Here is a 19,344-nt window from a genome sequence, read left to right as displayed (position 1 = left end):
CATGTTCTCGACAGCCTTCCTCGACCTGCCCCCCCTTTCCGGCGCAGCCGGCACGGTTCGCCTGCCGGGCTCCAAGAGCATCTCGAACCGCGTGCTGCTGCTGGCCGCGCTGGCCAGCGGCACCACGACGATCCACGACCTGCTCGACTCCGACGACACCCGCGTGATGCTCGACGCTTTGCGTGCGCTCGGCTGCGGCATCGCGCCGGACGGCGCCACGCTGCGCATCACCGGCCTCGGCGGCAAGTTGGCGCCCAGCGAAAGCCTGCTCCCGCTGTTCCTCGGCAATGCCGGCACCGCGATGCGCCCGCTGACGGCGGCGCTGTCGCTGCTGGGCGGCGAGTTCGAGCTCAGCGGCGTGCCGCGCATGCACGAGCGCCCGATCGGCGACCTGGTGGACGCGCTCACCCAACTCGGCTGCCGCATCGACTACCTCGGCAATCCCGGCTACCCGCCGCTGCGCATCCACCCGGTGCCGCACCGCGAACTGGCGCTCGACGCGCCGATTCGCGTGCGCGGCGACGTGTCGAGCCAGTTCCTGACCGCGCTGCTGCTCGCGCTGCCCCTGGCCGCGGCCAGCGACATCGTGATCGAGGTGGTCGGCGAGCTGATCTCCAAGCCCTACATCGAGATCACGCTGAACCTGCTGGCACGCTTTGGCATCCAGGTGCGGCGAGACGGCTGGGAACGCTTCACCATTCCCGCGGGCAGCCGCTACAGTTCGCCGGGCGACATCCACGTGGAGGCTGACGCCTCTTCGGCCAGCTATTTCATCGCGCTCGGCGCCATCGCCACGGGCGTGCCCGGCAAGAACGGTATCCGCATCGAAGGCGTGGGTGCCGATTCGATCCAGGGCGACATCCGCTTCATCGACGCGGCCCGCCAGATGGGCGCCGAGGTCGACAGCGGCCCGAACTGGCTCGAAGTGCGCCGCGGCGCCTGGCCGCTGAAAGCCATCGACCTCGACGCCAACCACATCCCCGACGCCGCGATGACGCTGGCCGTGATGGCGCTCTACGCCGACGGCCCGAGCACGCTGCGCAACATCGCGAGCTGGCGCGTGAAGGAAACCGACCGCATCGACGCCATGGCCAACGAGCTGAAGAAGCTCGGCGCCACGGTCGAGGCCGGTCCCGACTTCATCCGCGTGCACCCGCTGGCGCCGGCCGGCTGGCGTGCCGCGAGCATCCACACCTACGACGACCACCGCGTGGCCATGTGCTTTTCGCTGGCGGCGTTCAATCCGGCAGGCGTGCCGGTGCGCATCCTCGACCCGCACTGCGTCGCCAAGACCTTCCCCGACTACTTCGAAACCCTGTTCTCGGTCGCGCAAGCCGCCGAGGTGCCGGTGATCTGCATCGACGGCCCGACCGCCTCCGGCAAGGGCACGCTGGCCGCCGAAGTGGCGCGCCTGCTGGGCTACCACTACCTCGACTCCGGCTCGCTCTACCGCGTGACCGGCTTGGCCATGCGGCGCGCCGGCCTGAGCGCCGACACGCAGCACGAAGCGCAGATCGCCGCCCTGGCGGCCGCCCTGCCCCTGCAGTTCACCGAGGGCAAGGTACTGCTCGACGGCGAGGATGTCAGCGAGGACATCCGCACCGAGGCGGCCGGCATGGACGCCTCCCGCGTGTCCACGCTGCCCGCAGTGCGCGAGGCGCTTTTGGGCCTGCAGCAGCGCTTTCGCGAGCTGCCCGGGCTGGTGGCCGACGGGCGCGACATGGGCACCGTGATCTTCCCCGACGCAGCGCTCAAGGTGTTCCTCACGGCCAGCGCCGCCGAGCGTGCCGAACGGCGCCATAAGCAGTTGATTTCAAAGGGTATTTCGACTACACTCGACAGTCTTCGCTCCGACTTGGAAGCACGTGACGCCCGGGACTCCTCTCGCAGCGTCGCCCCTCTGAAGCCGGCGCAAGACGCTCGCCACCTCGACAACTCCCGGCTTTCCATCGAGCAATCGATCGACACGGTGTTGAACTGGTGGCAAAAAGTACAGCCTTTCAAGTCCGCTTGAAAAGCTGGCGCCCGACGGAATATCGGAAGGCGCCTACCGCTCCAGCAGGCTCTCTTCGCGCGACAGCGCACCGGCCTGCTGGTTGTTCAACGAACCCGGGCTCACGCCCACCCAACCGCCGTCTCCAGACCCACAGCAGTCGCACGCAATTTCGCAAGAGCGCCTGCCAACCCTGCCTGACGGAAGGAACCATAAATGTCTGAATCTTTTGCCGACCTATTCGAAGAGTCCCTGAAGCGTTCCGAAATGCGCACCGGCGAGGTCATCACGGCCGAAGTCGTGCGCGTCGAACATAACCACGTCGTCGTCAACGCCGGTCTGAAGTCCGAAGCGTATGTGCCGATCGAAGAGTTCAAGAACGACAAGGGCGAACTCGAAGTCCAGGCCGGCGATTTCGTTTCCGTTGCCATCGGCAGCGTTGAAAACGGCTACGGCGACACCATCCTCTCGCGCGACACCGCGAAGCGCCTCGCTTCGTGGCTCGCCCTGGAGAAGGCGCTGGAATCGGGCGACTTCGTCACCGGCACCACCAGCGGCAAGGTCAAGGGCGGCCTGACCGTCCTGGTCAACGGCATCCGCGCATTCCTGCCGGGCTCGCTGATCGACACGCGTCCGATCAAGGACCTGACCCCGTACGAGAACAAGACCCTCGAATTCAAGGTCATCAAGCTCGACCGCAAGCGCAACAACGTCGTGCTGTCGCGCCGTGCCGTGGTCGAAGCCAGCATGGGCGAAGAACGCGCCAAGCTGATGGAAACGCTGAAGGAAGGCGCAGTCGTGCGCGGCGTGGTCAAGAACATCACCGAATACGGTGCGTTCGTGGACCTCGGCGGCATCGACGGCCTGCTGCACATCACCGACATGGCATGGCGCCGTGTTCGCCACCCGAGCGAAGTCGTTCAGGCCGGCCAGGAAATCACCGCCAAGATCCTCAAGTTCGACACCGAAAAGAACCGTGTCTCGCTGGGTCTGAAGCAAATGGGTGACGACCCGTGGATGGGCGTTTCGCGCCGCTACCCGCAATCGACCCGCCTGTTCGGCAAGGTCACGAACATTGCCGACTACGGCGCGTTCGTCGAACTCGAACCCGGCATCGAAGGCCTGGTGCACGTCTCCGAAATGGACTGGACCAACAAGAACATCGCTCCGAACAAGATCGTCTCGCTGGGCGACGAAGTCGAAGTCATGGTCCTGGAAATCGACGAAGACAAGCGCCGCATCAGCCTGGGCATGAAGCAGTGCAAGGCCAACCCGTGGCAAGAGTTCGCTCAGAACACGAAGCGTGGCGACCGCGTCAAGGGCCCGATCAAGTCGATCACCGACTTCGGCGTGTTCGTTGGCCTGGCTGCCGGCATCGACGGCCTGGTTCACCTCTCGGACCTCTCGTGGAACGAAGCCGGCGAAACCGCCGTTCGCAACTACAAGAAGGGCCAGGAAGTCGAAGCGATCGTGCTGGCAGTCGACGTCGACCGCGAACGCATCTCGCTGGGCATCAAGCAGCTCGACAGCGACCCGTTCACCACGTTCACCACCGTGAACGACAAGGGCCAGATCGTGACCGGCAAGGTCAAGACCGTAGACGCCCGCGGCGCTGAAATCGACCTGGGCGAGGACATCCTCGGCTACCTGCGTGCTTCGGAAATCTCGCGCGACCGCGTCGAAGATGCCCGCAACGTGCTGAAGGAAGGCGACGAAGTCACCGCCATCGTCGTGAATGTGGATCGCAAGACCCGCAACATCCAGCTGTCGATCAAGCAGAAGGACATGGTCGACGAACAAGGCGCCATGGCCAGCCTGAGCCAGCAGTCGGCACGCGAAAACGCGGGCACGACCAGCCTGGGCGCCCTGCTGCGCGCGAAGCTCGACAACAGCGACAACAAGTAAGCTGAGTCCGAAGACAGAGCAGGCCAGGCGCTCAGCTTGGCCACTCTGTCTTTTTTTTCGTCCACGTTTTTGTTTGGCCCATGACCCGCTCAGACCTCGTCGAAGAACTTGCAGCGCGCTTTGCGCAGCTCACTCACCGCGATGCGGAATACGCCGTCAAGACCATCCTCGACGCCATGAGCGACGCGCTGGTGCGCGGGCACCGCATCGAGATTCGTGGCTTCGGCAGCTTCTCGGTCAACCGGCGTCCGCCACGCATCGGGCGCAATCCGCGTTCGGGCGAGAGCGTGCAGATTCCCGAAAAGCGGGTGCCGCATTTCAAGCCGGGCAAGGCGCTGCGCGAAGCGGTCGATGCAAAGACCGCCGAACTCGACGCCGGCAAGGACGCCAAGGGCCACAAGGCCTGAGGGCCTGAACGCACTGGACACCAGCGGTTCGAAATGCCTGCAAACGTAGAATGCTCCCGGCAACGGGAACAGCTATGAAATACCTCCTGTGGCTGCTCAAGGCAGCCATTTTTTTTACGCTCTTCGCTTTCGCGCTGAACAACCAGCAGGACGCGACCGTCTACTTCTTCTTCGGCACCTACTGGCGCGCACCCCTGGTGCTCGTCGTGCTCGCGGCGTTCGCCGGCGGGCTCGTGGTGGGTGCGCTGGGCATGCTGCCCGGCTGGTGGAAACACCGCAGCGCGGCGGCGCAATTGCCCGCCACGTCCGCAACTTCCGCCGTGCCCAGCGTGGCGGACACGCAAACCTTCACACCCGCCGCCGCACCGGCCGCGGCGCCGACCATTTCAGTCACCGACCTTCCCGCCGTACGTCAACATGGACTTTGATCCCAGCTGGCTGCTGATCAGCCTGCCCGTCGCCTTCGTGCTGGGCTGGCTCGCATCGCGCTTCGACATCCGGCAACTCAAGCTCGAGAACCGCCAGGCGCCCAAGGCCTACTTTCGCGGCCTGAACTTCCTGCTCAACGAGCAGCAGGACCAGGCCATCGACGCCTTCATCGAGGCCGTGCAGAACGACCCCGACACCCAGGAGCTGCACTTCGCGCTCGGCAACCTGTTTCGCCGCCGTGGCGAATACCAGCGCGCGGTGCGCGTGCACGAGCACCTGCTCGGGCGCGGCGACCTGAGCCGCAGCGACCGCGAACGCGCGCAGCACGCGCTGGCGCAAGACTTCCTGCGCGCCGGCCTGCTCGACCGCGCGGAAGCCGCACTGCAAAAGCTCGAGGGCACGCGCTACGAGAACGAGGCGCGCCTGTCGCTGCTGGCCATCTACGAGCGTTCGCGCGAGTGGGCTCAGGCCGCCGACGTGGCGCAGAAGCTCGACGAATCCGACCAGGCGAGTTACAGCACGCGGCGCGCGCACCACCTGTGCGAGCAGGCCACCGAGCACGTCGCGTCGGGCGACCTGGCCGGCGCCGCCAGGCTGCTCGCGCAGGCGGTGGAACTCGCACCGCAGGCACCGCGCCCGGCCATCGACACGGCCAACCTGCAACTGCGCAACGGCAACCCGGCCGGCGCCTTCGACACCCTGGTCGCGCTCAGCGACACCGCGCCGCTCGCGCTGCCGCTCTATGCCGCCGCGCTGCAGCAGGCCGCGGTGGCCGCGCACCGTGAAGCCGACGCGCTCGAGCTGCTGCAGCGGCGCTACGTGGAGTCGCCTTCCATCGACGTGCTCGAGGCCATGATCGCGCTCGGCGGCACGCCGAGCGCCACTGTGGAAGAGCCGCAGCCCACGCCGCGCGACGGCTACATCGCGCACCTGGCGCAGCAGCCTTCGCTGGTCGCGGCATCGCGCTGGCTGGCCGGCGAGAAGTTCGAGCACGAGCAGTTCCACCCGCAGGTGCAACGCGCGCTCGACCAGGCCACCCGCCCGCTCATGCGCTACCGCTGCGCGGCCTGCGGCTTCGAGGCGCACCAGTACTTCTGGCACTGCCCCGGCTGCCAAGCCTGGGACAGCTATCCGCCGCGCCGCGTCGAAGAGCTCTGACACCCCCGAAAACCTTGAGCAATCCGATCAAGGTTTTGAACAAAGGTCACATGGCCGCGAACTATGCTTTCGCGCGTCAACGACCTGCTTTCTGATCCCGTTGAGCGCGGGCCGACGTTCTGTCGGCAGTGAGTCAAATCAACCAATCAGGGAGTAAAAAAATCATGTTCAAGAAAATCCTGGCCGCCACGGCCATGCTGTTCGCGGTCGCGTCGTTCGCCGCGGTCGACGTCAACAAGGGCACGGTCGCCGACCTCGACGGCATCAAGGGCGTGGGCCCCGCGATGTCCAAGCGCATCCTCGATGCGCGCAAGGAAGGCGAGTTCAAGGACTGGCCCGACCTCATGCAACGCGTGAAGGGCGTGAAGGAGAAGAACGCGGAGAAGCTGTCGGCTGAAGGCCTGACGGTGAATGGCCAGAGCTTCGGTGGCGGCGCACCCGCCAAGGCGAAGGAGGCCAAGGCAGCCAAGGCGCCCAAGCCCTGATGCCGGGCTGAGTCCGGTCTGAGTCCGGTCTGAGTCCGGCCCGAGTTTGGCCTCAAGCCGGCCTCTGACCCCGCTTCGGTCCGCCCCCGGATCGAGCCCACGCAAAGCCGCCTTCGGGCGGCTTTTTCACGCGCGCCGTGCCAGCCGCATGCAGGCTGCAACGCCCTCCGCATCACGGCGCAAGGCAGGGAAAGGCCTCAGCAAGTGGCCCGGAATTTGCACGTAAGCTGAGCTTTCATTCTGCTTTCATCACACTCCGGAGCGCGTCCATGAATCACAAGTTCGGCATTGCCCTGGCGGGCCTCACCCTCGGCGCCGCGGCCTTCGCGCAGACCAAGTGGGACCTCCCCACCGCTTACCCGGCCACCAACTACCACACCGAAAACATCACGCAGTTCGCCAAGGACGTGGACGCCGCCACCGGCGGCAAGGTGAAGATCACGGTGCACGCCAACGCCTCGCTCTTCAAGGCGCCCGAGATCAAGCGCGCCGTGCAGAGCGGCCAGGCGCAGGCCGGCGAGATCCTGCTGGCCAACTTCGCCAACGAGAACCCGATCTACGCGCTCGACGGCGTGCCCTTCCTGGCCACCACCTACCCCGAGGCCCGCAAGCTGTACGACGCGTCCAAGCCCGCCATGGAAAAGCTGCTCGCGGCGCAAGGCATCAAGGTGCTGTTCGTGGTGCCGTGGGCGCCGCAGGGCATCTACACCAAGAAGGAAATCAGCTCGGTGGCCGACCTGCGCGGCATCAAGTGGCGCGCCTACAGCCCGGCCACCGCCAAGATCGCCGAGCTCATCGGCGCGCAGCCGGTGCAGATCCAGCAGGCCGAGCTCAGCGCGGCGATGGCCACGGGCGTGATCGAGAGCTACATGAGCTCGGGCTCCACCGGCTACGACACCAAGACCTACGAGCACATCAAGAACTTCTACGACACGCAGGCCTGGATCCCGAAGAACGCGATCCTGGTCAACGCCAAGTCCTTCGACGCGCTCGACCCGGCCGCGAAGGCCGCCGTCGCCAAGGCCGCGGCCGACGCCGAAACACGCGGCTGGAAGGTCGCGCAGGAGAAGAACGACGAGTACAAGCGCCTGCTCGCCGAGCGCGGCATGAAGGTGCACAAGCCCTCGGCCAAGCTCGACGCCGACATGCGCCAGGTCGGCGGCATCATGCAGGCCGACTGGCTGAAAGTAGCCGGCGCGGACGGCGCCGCCATCGTGGACACGTACAAGAAGAAATGATGACGCCCCCACGCTCGTCACTTCGTGTATCGCCGCCCCCCGAGGGGGCGCAGGCCTCCCCTGGGACGGCCCGGCGGGACGCCTGAGCCATGCGCCGCTTCCTCGACCGCCTGTACGACGGTGCAGGCGCGCTCGGCGCGTTCTGCGTGTTCCTGATCTTCGTGCTGATGATCCTGGCCGGCGTGGGCCGGCAGATGAACTGGCACGTGAGCGGGCTCAACGACATCGTGGCCTGGCTGTGCGCGGCCGCCGCGTTCTTCGCGATGGCGCACGCGTTTCGCCATGGTGACTTCGTGCGCGTGACGCTGCTGCTGGAAGCGGTGCCGCCCAAGGTGCGCCGCGTGCTCGACGTGGCCTGCCTGCTCATCGCCTCGGTGTCGGTGGCCTACCTCACCTACTGGGCGACCAGCTTCACCTACGAAAGCTACGAGTTCGCCGAAATGGCCACGGGCCTGGTCGTCATTCCGATCTGGATTCCGCAATCGACCTTCGTGGTCGGCTGCTGGCTGCTGCTGATCGCCATGGTCGACGAGCTGGTCGGCGTGGTGCGCGGCGAGAAGCCGAGCTACCAGCGCGCCATCGAAGAGCGGCATGCCGCCGGCGATTTTTCTTCCGACGTCTGACGGGTCTTCATGATCGAAACACTGCTCATGGGCGCGCTGCTGCTCGCCATCATGCTGGTGCTGCTCGCGGGCGGCGTCTGGATCGCGATGACGCTGGCCATCGTCGGCTGGGTCGGCCAGGCTTTCTTCACCAACACGCTGCCGGGCAAGAACCTGTTCTCGGCCTTCTGGGAGAGCAACGCGAGCTGGGAGCTGGCGGCGCTGCCGCTGTTCATCTGGATGGGCGAGATCCTGTTTCGCACCAAGCTCAGCGAGGAGATGTTCGAGGGCCTGCGCCCCTGGCTCAACCGCGTGCCCGGCCGGCTGATGCACACCACCATCCTCGGGTGCGGCGTGTTCGGCTCGGTGTCGGGCTCGTCGGCGGCCACCTGCGCCACCATTGCGAAGGTGGCGCTGCCCGAGCTCAAGCGCCGCGGCTACAACGAGCAACTGGCCATCGGCTCGCTGGCCACCGCGGGCACGCTGGGCATCCTGATTCCGCCGTCGATCACCATGGTGGTGTACGCCGTGGCGGCCGACGCCTCGATCATCCGCATCTTCCTGGCCGGCTTCCTGCCGGGCTTTCTGCTGATGCTGCTGTTCTCGGGCTACATCGGCTGGTGGAGCCTGCGCCACCCCGACCAGGTGCCGCCTGCCGACCCGCCCACCACCTTCATGCAGAAGATTCGCCTGTCGGGCAACCTGATTCCGTGCGCGCTGCTGATCGTGTTCATCGTGTGGGTGCTGGTGGCCGGCTGGGCCACGGCCACCGAGTGCGCGGCCTTCGGCGTGCTGGGCTCGCTGGCCATCGCGGCGTGGGGGCGCAGCCTGACCTGGAAGAACTTCAAGGACGGCATCATGGGCGCCACGCGCACCAGCTGCATGATCATGTTCATCCTGGCGGGCGCGGCCTTTCTCACCAAGACCATGGCCTTCACCGGCATTCCGCGCGAGCTGGCCGAGTGGGTCGACAGCATGCACCTGTCGCCCTACGCGCTCATCGGCGCGCTGGTGGTGGTGTACCTGGTGCTGGGCACGGCGCTGGACGGCATCTCGATGATCGTGCTGACCAGCGCGGTGGTGCTGCCGATGATCCAAAAGGCAGGCTTCGACCTGGTGTGGTTCGGCATCTTCATCGTGCTGCTGGTCGAGATCGCGGAGGTGACGCCACCGGTGGGCTTCAACCTGTTCGTGCTGCAGAACATGACGGGCAAGGACAGCAACGTGATCGCGAAGGCGGCGATTCCGTTCTTCTTCTGCCTGGTGTTGTGCATCGCGCTGATCACGCTGTTCCCGAGCATCGTGACCATCCTGCCGGACCTGGTGATGGGAAAGGAGAAATAGACTCGCCCCCAGGCTTCGCGCACTTCGTGTCGCTTCTCCTCCCCCCTACCGGGGGCAACACCTGCGGCCCGGCGAAGCCGGTTCCGCGGTGTTTCTGAAGCAGGCTGGGAGCCACTAAAGTCCTCGCATGCTGCTGAACGCCTTCGTCATCTGCCTCGCCGCCTGTGTCGGCGCCCTCATGCGCTGGGGCTTCGCCCTGTGGTTGAACCCCGGCGGCATCCTGCCCTGGGGCACGCTGGCGGTGAACCTCATCGGGGGCTACCTGATCGGCGTGGCCATCGGCGTGTTCAACGGGCTGCCGAACATCGACCCCGCATGGCGGCTGATGGTCATCACCGGCTTCCTCGGCACGCTGACCACCTTCTCCAGCTTCTCGGCGGAAATCGTCGGCATGCTGATGACCGGGCGGCTCGGCCTGGCGCTGGGCACGCTCATGCTGCACCTGGGCGGCTCGCTGTGCCTCACCTGGCTGGGCTTTCGCACGGTGCAGGCTTTCTCGGGCTGAGCATGACAGGCGCATTGCCCCAAAAACAGCCTTATGTCTTACGGTTATAGATAAGGCTTTCCATAGGGTCGGCCGATAGAATCAACCCCAATGCCCCTGGTCTTTCTCGTCGCACTCCCCTTTATCGCCAGCGTGCTGGCCGCGTTGATGCCGTCCAACGCGCGCAACAGGGAGTCGACCCTCGCGGGGCTGGTCGCACTGGGTTGCGCCATCCAGGCGGCATGGTTCTTTCCGCAGATCGCGCACGGCAATGTGCTGCGGCAAGAAATCGAATGGCTGCCGGCCCTGGGCCTGAACCTCGTGTTCCGCATGGACGGCTTTGCGTGGCTGTTCTGCATGCTGGTGCTGGGCATCGGCGCGCTGGTGGTGCTGTACGCGCGCTACTACATGTCGGCCTCCGACCCGGTGCCGCGCTTCTTCTCTTTCTTCCTCGCGTTCATGGGCGCGATGATGGGCGTGGTGCTCTCGGGCAACCTCATTCAGATGGTGCTGTTCTGGGAGCTCACCAGCCTCTTCTCGTTCCTGCTCATCGGCTACTGGCACCACCGTCGCGACGCGCGGCGCGGCGCGCGCATGGCGCTCACCGTGACGGGCGCCGGCGGGCTGTGCCTGCTGGCCGGCGTGCTGGTGCTGGGGCGCATCGTGGGCAGCTACGAGCTCGACGAGGTGCTGGCCTCGGGCGAGCTGATTCGCGCGCACGCGCTCTACCCGGTGGTGCTGGTGCTGGTGCTGCTGGGCGCCTTCACCAAGAGCGCGCAGTTCCCGTTCCACTTCTGGCTGCCGCGCGCCATGGCCGCGCCCACGCCGGTGTCGGCCTACCTGCACTCGGCCACCATGGTGAAGCTGGGCGTGTTCCTGATGGCGCGGCTGTGGCCCGTGCTCTCGGGCACCGAGCAGTGGTTCTGGCTGGTGGGCGGCGCGGGCGCCATCACGCTGCTGCTGGGCGGCTTCATCGCCATGTTCCAGCGAGACCTGAAGGCGCTGCTGGCCTACTCGACCATCTCGCACCTGGGCCTCATCACGCTGCTGCTGGGGCTGAACAGCCCGCTGGCGGCCGTGGCGGCGGTGTTCCACGTGATGAACCACGCGACCTTCAAGGCGTCGCTGTTCATGGCGGCCGGCATCATCGACCACGAGACCGGCACGCGCGACATCCGCAAGCTCAGCGGGCTGATGCGGCTCATGCCCATCACCGGCACGCTGGCCATCATCGCCAGCGCCTCGATGGCCGGCGTGCCGCTGCTCAACGGCTTCCTGTCGAAGGAAATGTTCTTCGCCGAGACCGTGTTCATCCAGGCCACGCCCTGGGTCGACTTCAGCCTGCCGGTCATCGCGACCATCGCGGGCATCTTCAGCGTGGCGTACTCGGCGCGCTTCGTGTTCGACGTGTTCTTCGGCCCGCCCTGCGGCAACGACGTGCCCAAGCACCCGCACGAGCCGCCGCACTGGATGCGCGTGCCGGTCGAGCTGCTGGTGCTGGTGTGCCTGGTGGTGGGCGTGGCGCCGGCCTGGTCCATCGGCCCGCTGCTGGCGGCGGCCGCCACGCCGGTGGTCGGCGGCACGCTGCCCGAATACAGCCTGGCCGTGTGGCACGGCTTCAACCTGCCGCTCATGATGAGCTTCGTGGCCCTGGTGGGCGGCGGCGTGCTGTACCTGCTGCAGCGCCGCCAGCGCGCGCGCGGCGGGCTGGAGAACACGCCGCTGCTGCACCGCTTCGACGGCCAGGTCATCTTCGAGCACCTGCTCGCGCTGCTGAGCGAAGCCGGCCGGCGCAGCCGCCGCCTGTTCGGCACGCGCCGCATGCAGTGGCAGTTGCTGCTGCTGGTGCTGGTGGCCGTGGCGGGCGCCGCCGCCTCGTTGTGGGCCACGCCCGCGGCGCCCGGCACGCGCGAGCTGCTGCCCTTCTCGCCGATGTTCGCCATGACCTGGATCATCGGCGGCACCTGCGCGCTGGCCGCCGCGTGGCAGGCCAAATTCCACCGGCTCGCGGCGCTCATGCTCGCCTCGGGCGCGGGGCTGGTGTCGTGCGTCACGTACATCTGGTTCTCCGCCCCCGACCTCGCGCTGACCCAGCTGGTGGTCGAAGGCGTGACCACGGTGCTGATCCTGCTGGGCCTGCGCTGGCTGCCCATGCGCAGCAAGGACGTCATCCAGCCCGCGCGCGCGCGGCTGCGCCCCTGGGGCCGGCGCGGGCGCGACCTGCTGGTGGCCACCATCGCAGGCGCCGGCATGGCCACGCTGGCCTGGGCCATGATGACGCGCACCTTCCCGCAGAGCATCTCGCCCTTCTTCCTGGAGCGCGCGCTCACCGAAGGCGGCGGCACCAACGTGGTCAACGTGATGCTGGTCGACTTCCGCGGCTTCGACACCTTCGGCGAGATCACCGTGCTGGGCATCGTGGCGCTCACCGTGTATGCGCTGCTGCGGCGGTTTCGCCCGGCCATCGAGTCGATGGCGCTGCCGGCCCAGCAACGCCTGCAGGTCGACGACGGCAGCAGCGACCTGCTGAACCCGCGCCGCGCCAAGGACACCGCCGTCGGCTACCTGATGGTGCCCGCCGTGCTGGTGCGCCTGCTGCTGCCGCTGGCGGTGCTGGTGTCGGTCTACTTCTTCATGCGCGGGCACAACGCGCCGGGCGGCGGCTTCGTCGCGGGGCTGGTGATGTCGGTGGCGCTGGTGCTGCAGTTCATCGTCTCGGGCACCGAGTGGGTGGAAGAGCACCTGCGCATCTACCCGCGCCGCTGGATCGCCATCGGCCTGCTGCTGGCGCTGTGCACCGGCGGCGGCGCGGTGGTGTTCGGCTACCCCTTCCTCACCACGCACACCGCGCACCTGCACCTGCCCGTGCTGGGCGAGGTGCACGTGCCCAGCGCCCTCTTCTTCGACATCGGCGTGTTCGCGCTGGTGCTCGGCGCCACCATGCTGATCCTTACCGCCCTGGCCCACCAATCGGTGCGCAGCCACCGCTGGGCCGACGAACAGGCCGAGAAAGAAGCCCAGGCCGCGGCCGAAGCCGTGGAGGGAGCGCACTGATGGAAATCGTGCTCGCGCTCGCCATCGGCGTGCTCACCGGCTCGGGCGTGTACATGCTGCTTCGCCCGCGCACCTTCCAGGTCATCATGGGCCTGACGCTCATCTCCTACGCGGTCAACCTCTTCATCTTCAGTATGGGCCGGCTCAAGGTCGACAGCGAGCCGGTGCTCATCAAGGGCTTCGAGGCCACGCTGGCCAACACGGCCGACCCGATGCCGCAGGCGCTGGTGCTCACCGCCATCGTCATCGGCTTCGCCATGACGGCGCTGTTCCTGGTGGTGATGCTTGCCTCGCGCGGCCTCACCGGCACCGACCATGTGGACGGTGAAGAACGGCAGGAGGCGGAGTGAACGAAATCTCGCACCTGCTCGACGAGCTGCTCGAGTTCAGCATGCCGCACCTGGTGGCGGTGCCCATCCTCGTGCCCATGCTCACGGCCGCGCTCATGCTGCTGCTGGGCGAGAACCGCCGGCGTACCAAGTCGGCGCTGAGCGTGGTCTCGGGCCTGGTCGGCCTGCTGGCCGCGCTGGCGCTGCTGCGCTGGGTGAACGCGGCCGACACCGGCGGCGGCCCCGGCTCCATCGGCGTGTACCTGCCGGGCAACTGGCGCGCGCCCTTCGGCATCGTGCTGGTGGCCGACCGGCTCTCCACCATGATGGTCGCGCTTACCGGCGTCGTCGCCTTCGCCGCGTCGATCTATTCCACTTCGCGCTGGGACCGCGCGGGCGTGCACTTCCACCCGCTGCTGCAGTTGCAGCTCATGGGGCTGAACGGCGCCTTCCTCACCGGCGACCTGTTCAACCTGTTCGTGTTCTTCGAGGTGATGCTCGCGGCCTCCTACGGCCTGCTGCTGCACGGCTCGGGCCGGCTGCGCGTGCAGGCGGGGCTGCACTACATCGCGATCAACCTGGCGGCCTCGTCGCTGTTCCTCATCGGCGCGGCCATTTTGTACGGCGTGACCGGCACGCTGAACATGGCCGACCTGGGCGTTCGCATCGCCGAGCTCGCGCCGGGCGACCGCGGGCTGGTGCATGCGGCGGCGGCCATTCTTGCCACGGCCTTCTTCGCCAAGGCGGGGGCGTGGCCGCTCAACTTCTGGCTGGTGCCGGCGTACAGCGCCGCGGTGTCGCCGGTGGGGGCCGTGTTCGCGCTGCTGACCAAGCTGGGCATCTACACCATCCTGCGGCTGTGGACGGTGCTGTTCGCGCCCGACACCGGCGCCTCGGCCGCCTTCGGGCAGTACGCGCTGGAGGGCATCGGGCTGGCCACGCTGTTCGTGGGGGCCATCGGCATCGTGGGCACGCAGCGGCTGTCGAACCTGGCGGGCTTCAGCGTGCTGGTGTCCGCCGGCACGCTGCTCGCGGCGGTCGGGCTCGGCCAGCCCGCCGTGTGGGCGGGCGCCCTGTATTACCTGCTGAGCTCCACGCTCGCGGTGAGCGCGTTCTTCCTGCTGATCGACATGATCGAGCGCTGGCGCAACGCGGGCATGAGCGTGGCGCCGCACGAGGCCGCGGGCAATGCGCCCTACCTCACCGAAGACCTGCGCGTGCTGTCCGACGTGAACCTCGACGACGACGCCCAGGCGCTCTACGGCCGCGCGATTCCCGCGGGCGTGGCCTTCCTGGGGCTGAGCTTCATGGGCTGCACGCTGCTGCTCGCGGGCCTGCCGCCGCTGTCGGGCTTCGTGGGCAAGTTCGCGATGCTCTCGGGGCTGCTGGGCACGACGGCGGTGGGCGGCGCGGGCTGGGCCTTCCTGGCGCTGCTGATCGTCTCGGGCTTCCTGTCGCTCATTGCGCTGAGCCGCACCGGCATTCGCCACTTCTGGACGCAGCCGCACGCCACCATGCCTTCGCTGCCCGCGCTCGAGGTGTTGCCGGTGGCCGCCCTGCTGGCCGCCTGCGTGGCGCTCACGGTGTGGGCCGAGCCCGTCATGCAGCACGCCAAGGCCACGGCCGAGGGCCTGAAGACGCCCACGGCCTACCGCGACGCGGTGTTGGGGGCAAGGCAGATTCCCAATCCCCCGAAGCCTGCCACGAAGGAAGCCCCGGCCCCATGAAGCGCCTGATTCCTTCGCCACCGCTGTCCTTCGCGCTGTTCGTCGTCTGGATCCTGCTCGAACAGTCGCTGGAGGCCGCCACGCTGCTGTCGGCCGTGGTGCTGGCCATTGCCGTGCCGCTCATCACCAAGGGGCTGCGCCCCGCGGCCGTGCGCATGCGCCGGCCCGGCGTGGCGCTGCGGCTGTCGTTCGTGGTCACCTACGACATGCTCAAGTCGGCGTACGACGTGGCCCGGCTGCTGCTCACGCGCCGCACCACGGACATCCACGCGCGCTTCGTGCAGATTCCGCTGGACATGCGCGACCCCAACGGCCTGGCCGTGCTCGCGATGATCATGTGCCTCACGCCCGGCACCGCCTGGGGCGAGGTGTCGTTCGACCGCAGCACCCTGCTGATCCACGTGTTCGACCTGGGCGACGAAGCGGCCTTCGTCGCGCTCATCAAGCAGCGCTACGAACGCCCCCTGATGGAGATCTTCGAGTCATGACACCCGTTCTTTTCTGGGCCTTGAAGTTCGCGCTGTTCCTGCTGGCCGTGGCCATGCTGTGCGCGCTGTCGCGCCTGCTGGTCGGCCCCACGGCGCAAGACCGCGTGATGGCGCTGGACTGCCTCTACATCAACGGCATGCTGATGATGCTGGTGCTGGGCATCATCTACGCGAGCAACGTGTACTTCGAGGCGGCGCTGCTGATCGCGCTGTTCGGCTTCGTGGGGTCGACGGCCATCGCCAAGTTCCTGCTGCGCGGGGAGGTCATCGAATGAACGATTTCATCGTGGGCCCGCTGCCGCTGTGGGCCGAGATCATCACCGCCGTGTTCGCGGTGCTGGGCGCGGCCTTTGCCGCCATCGGCTCGTTCGGGCTGGTGCGCCTGCCCACCTTCTTCCGCCGCATCCATGCGCCCACGCTGGGCGCGACGGTGGGCGTGTGGTGCATGACGATTGCCACCATCGTCTATTTCTCGGTGCAGGGCTTCAGCCTGTTCCTGCACGCGGTGCTGATCGTGCTGTTCATTGCGCTGACCGCGCCCATCACCACCATCTTCCTGATGCGCGCGGCGCTGTTCCGCGAGCGGCAAAAGGGCGGCGACGTGCCGCCGCAGGCCAAGTCGGGCTGACCGGCTGACCAGTTGCACCTGGCTTGACCGGCTGGGCGCTCAGCTCGGCTGCAGCTGCTGCATTTCCTTCGCGCGCGCCACCTCCACCTCGCGGGGCAGCGTGACCGCGTTCTTCACCGCCAGGATCTCCGCCATCACGCTCACCGCGATCTCCGGTGGCGTCTTGCTGCCGATGTAGATGCCGATGGGCCCGCGCAGGCGCGCGAGCGATTCGTCGGTCTGCTCGAAGTGCTCGATCATGCGGTCGCGCCGCGCGTCGGCATTGCGGCGCGAGCCGATGGCGCCCACGTAGAAGGCCTCGCTCTGCAGCGCCTCCAGCAGGGCCAGGTCGTCCAGCTTGGGGTCGTGTGTGAGCGCCACCACGCAGCTGCGGCGGTCGGGCCGAAAGGCGAGCACGGCGTCGTCGGGCATCTCGGTGGTGATGTGCACGCCGGGCAGCGACCACGCGGTGCGGTACTCGGCGCGCGGGTCGCACAAGGTCACGGCGAAGCCGCTGAACTTGGCCATGGTGGCGAGGTATTCGGCGAGCTGGCCGGCACCGATGAGCAGCATGCGGTACTCGGGGCCGAAGGTGTTGGTGAGCTCGGTGTCGTTCACCGTGAGCTCGTCGGGCGCGCGCGCCTCGGCGAGCCGCACCGCGCCGGTGGCCAGCGTCACGGTGCGCTTCATGAGCTTGCCCTGCTCCAGCTGCGCGACCAGCAGGTCGAGCGAATCGGCGTCGGGCGCGTACTCGAGCAGCAGCTCCAGCGTGCCGCCGCACGGCAGGCCGAAGCGGTGCGCCTCGTCGGCGGTGATGCCGTACTTCACGAGCGCGGGCGGCGCGCCCAGCGGCACGTCTTCGCCCTTGCCGTGGGCATGGCTGTAGCGGGCGATGAGGTCGTCTTCGATGCAGCCACCCGACACCGAGCCGACCACGGCGCCGTCTTCGGCCAGGGCCATGATCGAGCCCACGGGCCGGGGCGACGAGCCCCAGGTGCGCACCACGGTGGTCAGCAGCGCGCGCTTGCCGGCACGCCGCCAGTCGCGCAGCGTGCGCAGCACCATGACGTCGAGGTTTTCCATGGGGCGGGTGCGTCCTCAGCCGGCTTCGCCAGACGTGCCCGATGTGCCCGCTGTGCCCGGCGTGCCTGGAGCGGCGGGTTCGTCCTTCTTGCCCAGCCCGATCTTCTTCATCAGCCCGGACATCATGCCGGCCTTCTCCGCCGGGGCTTCCGCGTCCTCGGCCACTGCCGCCGGCGGCGGGCCGTAGCGGCTTTGCATCTCGGCGTCGAAGCGCTTGAAGAAGTCGTCGGCGGTGGACTTGGCGGCACCGTCGATCAGGCGCTGGCCCAGCTGGGCGATCTTGCCGCCGACCTGGGCCTGCACGGTGTAGTCGAGCTCGCAGCCCGCGGCCGGCGTTGCGGCCGTGGCCTCGTGCGCCAGCGCGGCATCGACCGGCGCTTCGCCCTCCACCGCCCCGGCCGCCCCGGCCGCCAGCGGCTTGAGCGACACGCTGGACGAGCCCTTCGCAAAGCCCGCCACGCCGCCCTGCCCCTCGAAGGTCAGCTTGTAGCCGTCGGGCGCCACGATGTCCGACAGCATCACCTTGCCGCTGAACTTGGCCGACACGGGGCCGATCTTCAGCGCCAGCGCCACGCTGTAGGTGTTGTCGCCCGTCAGCTCGAACTTGTCGCAGCCGGGAATGCATTTCTTCAGCGTCTCGGGGTCGTTGAGCGCTTCCCAGGCCTGTTGTTGGGTGACGCCGAGGCGGCGGTTTCCGAGCATTTCCATGGTGGGTGTCCTTTTCTTGTCGTGTTCCGCGCTAGCGGCCGGAGTGCGCGTTCTGCCCCGACCTCATCAGGGCGGCCAGGCTCGAAGCCAGCTGCGCGAGTGCGCTGAGATTGTGAACCGCGAGCATCGCGTCCGCATGCCGGTGCAGCACGCCGGCCCCACGGGCCAGAGGGGCGTAGCCGTCGAAGCGCAGCAGCGGGTTGAGCCACAGCAACCGGCGCGAATGGCGCTTCAGCCACAGCAGCTCCTGCTCGAGCACCGCGGGTTCGCCGGTGTCCAGCCCGTCGCTGATCACCAGCACCAGCGTGCGCCGGCCGGTCAGGCGGCGGGCGTGGGCGCGGCGCAGTTCGCCCAGCGAATCGCCCAGCCGGGTGCCGCCCGCGAAATCGTCGATGGCCAGGCTGGCCGCGACCAGCATGTCGTCGGTGTCGGCCAGCCGGAACGCGGGCGTCAGGTCGGTCAGGCGGGTGCCGAAAGCGAACACGTCGCGCCGCCCCGCCCGCCGCGTGGCCGCATGCAGAAAGGCCAGCAGCAGCCGCGCGTAGCGCTCCATGGAGCCCGAGACGTCGACCAGCACCAGCAGCGGCAAGGGCTGCGGGCGCCGCGTGAGCCGGGGCAGCCGCAAGATTTCGCCGCCGGTGCGCGCCGCCTCCTGCAGCACGCCGGGCCAGTGCATGCGCGCATGCTGCCGGCCGGCCTCGCCCGCCAAGCGCAGGCGGCGCGACGGCAGCTCGGGCACAGGCAGGCGGATGTCGCGCGCCAGCCGCTCCACCAGCCGGTATTCGGAAGCGCCCAGCGCGTTGAAGTCGGCGTGCTGCAGGCGCTGGCGGTCGCTGGCGGTCATGGCCGCGTCGAACTCGATCTCGCGGTCGGGCTTGGCAGGCTCGGCGGGCTTCGCGGCATTGCGGGGCGCGGTGAGCGCCTCGCGCACGCGCGGCCGGCGCTTCGACGGCTCGGCCTTGCCTTCGGCGCTGGGCAGCATCTGCGCGAGCAGCTTGTTGGCCAGCTCCGGGTCCTTGAACCAGGCGTCGAACAGTTCGCGGAACACCATGCGGTCCTGCTCGCGGCTGACCATCACGGCCTCCATGGCGGCGCCCAGGTCGCGCTTGTCTTCCACGCCGACCAGCGTGGCCGCCTCGGCCGCCAGCGCGATGCGCATGGCGTCGGTGCGAACGCCCGCGCGGCGCAGCGCGCGGCCGAAGGCGGTGATGTTGCCGGCGAGCTTGCCGCTGCGCACATCGCCCAGCTGCGGAATGCCCTGGGAACCTGGATCACCGCCGGTGCGGGCTGCCTCTGCCATGCG

19 protein-coding genes are annotated in these 19,344 nt (G+C 68.0%); 16 read left to right on the top strand and 3 right to left on the bottom strand.

The window, feature by feature from the left end; genetic code table 11:
- Window position 1 precedes the first annotated feature (1 nt).
- The 16 genes from QTI51_RS03735 (at window position 2) to mnhG (ending at window position 16,271) form a co-directional block, all read left to right on the top strand.
- Window positions 2–2,014 carry a bifunctional 3-phosphoshikimate 1-carboxyvinyltransferase/cytidylate kinase gene (locus tag QTI51_RS03735; RefSeq protein WP_116908099.1) on the top strand — a complete coding sequence of 671 codons (2,013 nt, stop codon included), beginning with the start codon at window positions 2–4 and terminating at the stop codon, window positions 2,012–2,014.
- A 195-nt stretch (window positions 2,015–2,209) separates the two neighbouring features.
- Entirely contained in the window at window positions 2,210–3,898 is a 1,689-nt protein-coding gene (rpsA, locus tag QTI51_RS03730) for a 30S ribosomal protein S1 (protein WP_116908100.1), read from the top strand.
- 80 nt (window positions 3,899–3,978) lie between these two features.
- On the top strand, window positions 3,979–4,305 hold the full coding sequence (locus QTI51_RS03725; protein WP_116908101.1) for an integration host factor subunit beta: 327 nt from the start codon (window positions 3,979–3,981) through the stop codon (window positions 4,303–4,305).
- A 74-nt stretch (window positions 4,306–4,379) separates the two neighbouring features.
- Window positions 4,380–4,733 (top strand): LapA family protein, encoded by a 354-nt coding sequence (locus QTI51_RS03720; protein ID WP_116908102.1) that lies wholly within the window; start codon window positions 4,380–4,382, stop codon window positions 4,731–4,733.
- Window positions 4,723–5,892 carry a lipopolysaccharide assembly protein LapB gene (gene lapB / locus QTI51_RS03715; RefSeq protein WP_116908103.1) on the top strand — a complete coding sequence of 390 codons (1,170 nt, stop codon included), beginning with the start codon at window positions 4,723–4,725 and terminating at the stop codon, window positions 5,890–5,892. The genes QTI51_RS03720 and lapB overlap by 11 nt, the downstream gene beginning before the upstream one ends.
- Window positions 5,893–6,056: 164 nt before the next feature.
- Window positions 6,057–6,377 (top strand): ComEA family DNA-binding protein, encoded by a 321-nt coding sequence (locus QTI51_RS03710; protein WP_116908104.1) that lies wholly within the window; start codon window positions 6,057–6,059, stop codon window positions 6,375–6,377.
- A 269-nt stretch (window positions 6,378–6,646) separates the two neighbouring features.
- Window positions 6,647–7,615, top strand: coding sequence for a TRAP transporter substrate-binding protein (locus QTI51_RS03705; RefSeq protein WP_116908105.1), 969 nt, complete (start codon window positions 6,647–6,649; stop codon window positions 7,613–7,615).
- A gap of 89 nt (window positions 7,616–7,704) precedes the next feature.
- A complete protein-coding gene (locus tag QTI51_RS03700; RefSeq protein WP_116908106.1) occupies window positions 7,705–8,238 on the top strand; it encodes a TRAP transporter small permease in 534 nt (177 codons plus the stop codon).
- Window positions 8,239–8,247: 9 nt separating this feature from the next.
- Window positions 8,248–9,561: a TRAP transporter large permease gene (locus QTI51_RS03695; protein ID WP_116908107.1), complete on the top strand. Its 1,314-nt coding sequence runs from the start codon at window positions 8,248–8,250 to the stop codon at window positions 9,559–9,561.
- A gap of 127 nt (window positions 9,562–9,688) precedes the next feature.
- Entirely contained in the window at window positions 9,689–10,066 is a 378-nt protein-coding gene (gene crcB, locus QTI51_RS03690; protein ID WP_116908108.1) for a fluoride efflux transporter CrcB, read from the top strand.
- 90 nt (window positions 10,067–10,156) lie between these two features.
- Window positions 10,157–13,099: a monovalent cation/H+ antiporter subunit A gene (locus QTI51_RS03685; RefSeq protein ID WP_116908109.1), complete on the top strand. Its 2,943-nt coding sequence runs from the start codon at window positions 10,157–10,159 to the stop codon at window positions 13,097–13,099.
- Window positions 13,099–13,449 carry a Na+/H+ antiporter subunit C gene (locus QTI51_RS03680; protein WP_093124545.1) on the top strand — a complete coding sequence of 117 codons (351 nt, stop codon included), beginning with the start codon at window positions 13,099–13,101 and terminating at the stop codon, window positions 13,447–13,449. Before QTI51_RS03685 ends, QTI51_RS03680 begins: the two co-directional genes overlap by 1 nt.
- Window positions 13,450–13,490: 41 nt before the next feature.
- Complete coding sequence (locus QTI51_RS03675; RefSeq protein WP_116908543.1) at window positions 13,491–15,155, top strand: monovalent cation/H+ antiporter subunit D; 1,665 nt, start codon at window positions 13,491–13,493, stop codon at window positions 15,153–15,155.
- On the top strand, window positions 15,152–15,643 hold the full coding sequence (locus tag QTI51_RS03670; RefSeq protein ID WP_116908110.1) for a Na+/H+ antiporter subunit E: 492 nt from the start codon (window positions 15,152–15,154) through the stop codon (window positions 15,641–15,643). The genes QTI51_RS03675 and QTI51_RS03670 overlap by 4 nt, the downstream gene beginning before the upstream one ends.
- Window positions 15,640–15,918, top strand: coding sequence for a K+/H+ antiporter subunit F (locus QTI51_RS03665; RefSeq protein WP_116908111.1), 279 nt, complete (start codon window positions 15,640–15,642; stop codon window positions 15,916–15,918). Before QTI51_RS03670 ends, QTI51_RS03665 begins: the two co-directional genes overlap by 4 nt.
- Entirely contained in the window at window positions 15,915–16,271 is a 357-nt protein-coding gene (gene mnhG, locus QTI51_RS03660; protein WP_116908112.1) for a monovalent cation/H(+) antiporter subunit G, read from the top strand. The genes QTI51_RS03665 and mnhG overlap by 4 nt, the downstream gene beginning before the upstream one ends.
- Before the next feature lie 39 nt (window positions 16,272–16,310).
- Here mnhG and QTI51_RS03655 read toward each other — a convergent pair whose 3' ends face one another.
- Genes QTI51_RS03655 through QTI51_RS03645 form a run of 3 tightly spaced genes read right to left on the bottom strand, consistent with a single transcriptional unit; the run spans window position 16,311 to window position 19,341 of the window.
- Entirely contained in the window at window positions 16,311–17,333 is a 1,023-nt protein-coding gene (locus QTI51_RS03655; RefSeq protein ID WP_116908113.1) for an XdhC family protein, read from the bottom strand.
- Window positions 17,334–17,348: 15 nt separating this feature from the next.
- Complete coding sequence (locus tag QTI51_RS03650; RefSeq protein ID WP_116908114.1) at window positions 17,349–18,041, bottom strand: SRPBCC family protein; 693 nt, start codon at window positions 18,039–18,041, stop codon at window positions 17,349–17,351.
- 31 nt (window positions 18,042–18,072) lie between these two features.
- A complete protein-coding gene (locus QTI51_RS03645; protein WP_116908115.1) occupies window positions 18,073–19,341 on the bottom strand; it encodes a vWA domain-containing protein in 1,269 nt (422 codons plus the stop codon).
- Between the last annotated feature and the right edge of the window lie 3 nt (window positions 19,342–19,344).

This window comes from Variovorax sp. J22G73, assembly GCF_030317035.1.
Lineage (GTDB): Bacteria > Pseudomonadota > Gammaproteobacteria > Burkholderiales > Burkholderiaceae_C > Variovorax.
Note: the sequence above shows the minus strand (reverse complement) of the source record. Positions and strands in the feature narration are given on the sequence as shown.